The organism is Mycobacterium sp. NGS35, assembly GCF_059812855.1.
On sequence record NZ_JCALDL010000018.1, the window covers coordinates 1 to 5,038 of the forward strand.

Below are 5,038 nucleotides of genomic sequence, written 5' to 3' on the forward strand. Positions count from 1 at the left end.
GTTCCCGTGTGTGGGTGTGGTGTTGTTTTGCCAGATGTTTTCTCTGGACTGTTTTTGTTTGGAGAGTTTGATCCTGGCTCAGGACGAACGCTGGCGGCGTGCTTAACACATGCAAGTCGAACGGAAAGGCTCCTTCGGGAGTGCTCGAGTGGCGAACGGGTGAGTAACACGTGGGTGATCTGCCCTGCACTTTGGGATAAGCCTGGGAAACTGGGTCTAATACCGAATACACCCTGCTGGTCGCATGGCCTGGTGGGGGAAAGCTTTTGCGGTGTGGGATGGGCCCGCGGCCTATCAGCTTGTTGGTGGGGTGATGGCCTACCAAGGCTTCGACGGGTAGCCGGCCTGAGAGGGTGTCCGGCCACACTGGGACTGAGATACGGCCCAGACTCCTACGGGAGGCAGCAGTGGGGAATATTGCACAATGGGCGCAAGCCTGATGCAGCGACGCCGCGTGGGGGATGACGGCCTTCGGGTTGTAAACCTCTTTCACCATCGACGAAGCCGCAGCGTGTGTTGTGGTGACGGTAGGTGGAGAAGAAGCACCGGCCAACTACGTGCCAGCAGCCGCGGTAATACGTAGGGTGCGAGCGTTGTCCGGAATTACTGGGCGTAAAGGGCTTGTAGGTGGTTTGTCGCGTTGTTCGTGAAATGCCACAGCTTAACTGTGGGCGTGCGGGCGATACGGGCAGACTAGAGTACTGCAGGGGAGACTGGAATTCCTGGTGTAGCGGTGGAATGCGCAGATATCAGGAGGAACACCGGTGGCGAAGGCGGGTCTCTGGGCAGTAACTGACGCTGAGGAGCGAAAGCGTGGGGAGCGAACAGGATTAGATACCCTGGTAGTCCACGCCGTAAACGGTGGGTACTAGGTGTGGGTTTCCTTCCTTGGGATCCGTGCCGTAGCTAACGCATTAAGTACCCCGCCTGGGGAGTACGGCCGCAAGGCTAAAACTCAAAGGAATTGACGGGGGCCCGCACAAGCGGCGGAGCATGTGGATTAATTCGATGCAACGCGAAGAACCTTACCTGGGTTTGACATGCACAGGACGGCGGCAGAGATGTCGTTTCCCTTGTGGCCTGTGTGCAGGTGGTGCATGGCTGTCGTCAGCTCGTGTCGTGAGATGTTGGGTTAAGTCCCGCAACGAGCGCAACCCTTGTCTCATGTTGCCAGCGCGTGATGGCGGGGACTCGTGAGAGACTGCCGGGGTCAACTCGGAGGAAGGTGGGGATGACGTCAAGTCATCATGCCCCTTATGTCCAGGGCTTCACACATGCTACAATGGCCGGTACAAAGGGCTGCGATGCCGTGAGGTGGAGCGAATCCTTTTCAAAGCCGGTCTCAGTTCGGATCGGGGTCTGCAACTCGACCCCGTGAAGTCGGAGTCGCTAGTAATCGCAGATCAGCAACGCTGCGGTGAATACGTTCCCGGGCCTTGTACACACCGCCCGTCACGTCATGAAAGTCGGTAACACCCGAAGCCAGTGGCCTAACCGGTTCGCCGGAGGGAGCTGTCGAAGGTGGGATCGGCGATTGGGACGAAGTCGTAACAAGGTAGCCGTACCGGAAGGTGCGGCTGGATCACCTCCTTTCTAAGGAGCACCACGTGGGCATTCTCGCAGTGGGCGGGGGTGCAGCCGTGAGGGATCCGTGCGTTGTAGTGGCGCCGGGTTGGGTGCGCAGCAAGCGAAGTCGTCGGTCGGGGATGTGGTGCCGGCGCTCACCGAACACACTGTTGGGTCCTGAGGCAACAGGCCTGTTCTGTTGTCGCCTCGCTTTGGTGGTGGGGTGTGGTGTTTGAGTGTTGGATAGTGGTTGCGAGCATCTAGCGAAAGGCTGAAGTTTAGTCTTTGTGCTTTTTGTTGAGTGTTTTTTGTGTGTGTAAGTGTGTTAGGGCGCATGGTGGATGCCTTGGCATCAGGGGCCGATGAAGGACGTGGGAGGCTGCGATATGCCTCGGGGAGTTGTCAACCGAGCGTGGATCCGAGGATGTCCGAATGGGGTAACCCGGCACGAGTGATGTCGTGTCACCCACTGCTGAATGTATAGGCAGTGGGGGGGAACGCGGGGAAGTGAAACATCTCAGTACCCGTAGGAGAAGAAAACAAGTGTGATTCCGTTAGTAGTGGCGAGCGAACGCGGAGGATGGCTAAACCGCGCGCATGGTGATACCCGGCGGGGGTTGTGTGTGTGGTGTTGTGGGGTTTGTGGTCTTGGGTCCGCCGGCTCAAGCGGCAGTCAGAAAATGATGTGTTAGTCGAAGTGGCCTGGGATGGTCTGTCGTAGAGGGTGAGAATCCCGTAGGCGAAAGCATGTCATCTGTTGTCACAAATACCCGAGTAGCAGCGGGCCCGTGGAATCTGCTGTGAATCTGCCGGGACCACCCGGTAAGCCTGAATACTTCCTGATGACCGATAGCGGATCAGTACCGTGAGGGAATGGTGAAAAGTACCCCGGGAGGGGAGTGAAAGAGTACCTGAAACCGTGTGCCTACAAGCCGTCAAAGCCCCCGTTGTGGGGTGATGGCGTGCCTTTTGAAGAATGAGCCTGCGAGTCAGGGACATGTCGCGAGGTTAACCCGGGTGGGGTAGCCGCAGCGAAAGCGAGTCTGAAGAGGGCGTATCCCCTGTTGTGGGGGTGTAGTGGTGTGTTCTGGACCCGAAGCGGGGTGATCTACCCATGGCCAGGGTGAAGCGCGGGTAAGACCGCGTGGAGGCCCGAACCCACTTAGGTTGAAGACTGAGGGGATGAGTTGTGGGTAGGGGTGAAAGGCCAATCAAACTCCGTGATAGCTGGTTCTCCCCGAAATGCATTTAGGTGCAGCGTCGCATGGTTCTTGTTGGAGGTAGAGCTACTGGATGGCCGATGGGCCCTACTAGGTTACTGACGTCAGCCAAACTCCGAATGCCGACAAGTCAAGTGTGGCAGTGAGACGGCGGGGGATAAGCTCCGTGCGTCGAAAGGGAAACAGCCCAGATCGCCGGCTAAGGCCCCTAAGCGTGTGCTAAGTGGGAAAGGATGTGCAGTCGCGAAGACAACCAGGAGGTTGGCTTAGAAGCAGCCACCCTTGAAAGAGTGCGTAATAGCTCACTGGTCAAGTGATTGTGCGCCGATAATGTAGCGGGGCTCAAGCACACCGCCGAAGCCGCGGCAAATTCACCGTCAGGTGGGTTTGGGTAGGGGAGCGTCCCCATTTCGGTGAAGCAGCAGAGTGATCTGTTGTGGAGGGGTGGGGAGTGAGAATGCAGGCATGAGTAGCGATAAGGCAAGTGAGAACCTTGCCCGCCGGAAGACCAAGGGTTCCTGGGCCAGGCCAGTCCGCCCAGGGTGAGTCGGGACCTAAGGCGAGGCCGACAGGCGTAGTCGATGGACAACGGGTTGATATTCCCGTACCCGTGTGTGGCCGTCCATGCCGAATCAGAGGTACTAACCATCCAAAAGGTCGGTGACCAATCCCTTCGGGGTGCGGCGCCGGCCGGCTGCGTGGGATCTTCTCTGGTAGTAGGTAAGCGATGGGGTGACGCAGGAAGGTAGCCGTACCAGTCAGTGGTAACACTGGGGCAAACCGGTAGGACGACATCCAGGCAAATCCGGATGTCACATACGTCCGAGAGGTGATGCATAGCCGGATGAGGCGAATTCGGTGATCCTATGCTGCCGAGAAAAGCCTCTAGCGAGGACACACACGGCCCGTACCCCAAACCGACACAGGTGGTCAGGTAGAGAATACCGAGGCGTACGAGAGAACTATGGTTAAGGAACTCGGCAAAATGCCCCCGTAACTTCGGGAGAAGGGGGGCCCCTGCTGGTGAACCACCGTGCGTGGGGAAGCTGGTGGGGGTCGCAGAGACCAGTGAGAAGCGACTGTTTACTAAAAACACAGGTCCGTGCGAAGTCGCAAGACGAGGTATACGGACTGACGCCTGCCCGGTGCTGGAAGGTTAAGAGGACCCGTTAACCCGCAAGGGTGAAGCGGAGAATTTAAGCCCCAGTAAACGGCGGTGGTAACTATAACCATCCTAAGGTAGCGAAATTCCTTGTCGGGTAAGTTCCGACCTGCACGAATGGCGTAACGACTTCTCAGCTGTCTCAACCATAGACTCGGCGAAATTGCACTACGAGTAAAGATGCTCGTTACGCGCGGCAGGACGAAAAGACCCCGGGACCTTCACTACAACTTGGTATTGGAGTCCGATACGGTTTGTGTAGGATAGGTGGGAGACTGTGAAACCCGCACGCCAGTGTGGGCGGAGTCGTCGTTGAAATACCACTCTGATCGTATTGGGCTTCTAACCTCGAACCCTGAACCGGGTTCAGGGACAGTGCCTGGCGGGTAGTTTAACTGGGGCGGTTGCCTCCTAAAACGTAACGGAGGCGCCCAAAGGTTCCCTCAACCTGGACGGCAATCAGGTGGCGAGTGCAAGTGCACAAGGGAGCTTGACTGCAAGACGAACATGTCAAGCAGGGACGAAAGTCGGGACTAGTGATCCGGCACCCCCGAGTGGAAGGGGTGTCGCTCAACGGATAAAAGGTACCCCGGGGATAACAGGCTGATCTTCCCCAAGAGTCCATATCGACGGGATGGTTTGGCACCTCGATGTCGGCTCGTCGCATCCTGGGGCTGGAGCAGGTCCCAAGGGTTGGGCTGTTCGCCCATTAAAGCGGCACGCGAGCTGGGTTTAGAACGTCGTGAGACAGTTCGGTCTCTATCCGCCGCGCGCGTCAGAAGCTTGAGGAAACCTGTCCCTAGTACGAGAGGACCGGGACGGACGAACCTCTGGTGCACCAGTTGTCCCACCAGGGGCACCGCTGGATAGCCACGTTCGGACAGGATAACCGCTGAAAGCATCTAAGCGGGAAACCTTCTCCAAGACCAGGCTTCTCACCCATACAAGTGGGATAAGGCCCCCCGCAGACCACGGGATCAATAGACCAGACCTACACACGCAGCAATGCGCACAGGGAACTGGCACTAACCGGCCGAAAACTTACCCACACCACGCAACCACACCAACACCCAAACCAACCACAACCCCC

General features: G+C 57.7%; 2 rRNA genes. Both read left to right on the plus strand.

Annotation, left to right across the window (positions count from 1 at the left end):
- Window positions 1-55 precede the first annotated feature (55 nt).
- Window positions 56-1,593: ribosomal RNA gene (locus AC5Y4C_RS20915) — 16S ribosomal RNA — on the plus strand.
- 287 nt (window positions 1,594-1,880) lie between these two features.
- A 23S ribosomal RNA gene (locus AC5Y4C_RS20920) occupies window positions 1,881-4,997 on the plus strand.
- Together the 16S and 23S rRNA genes form the textbook arrangement of a ribosomal RNA operon.
- Window positions 4,998-5,038: the final 41 nt, after the last annotated feature.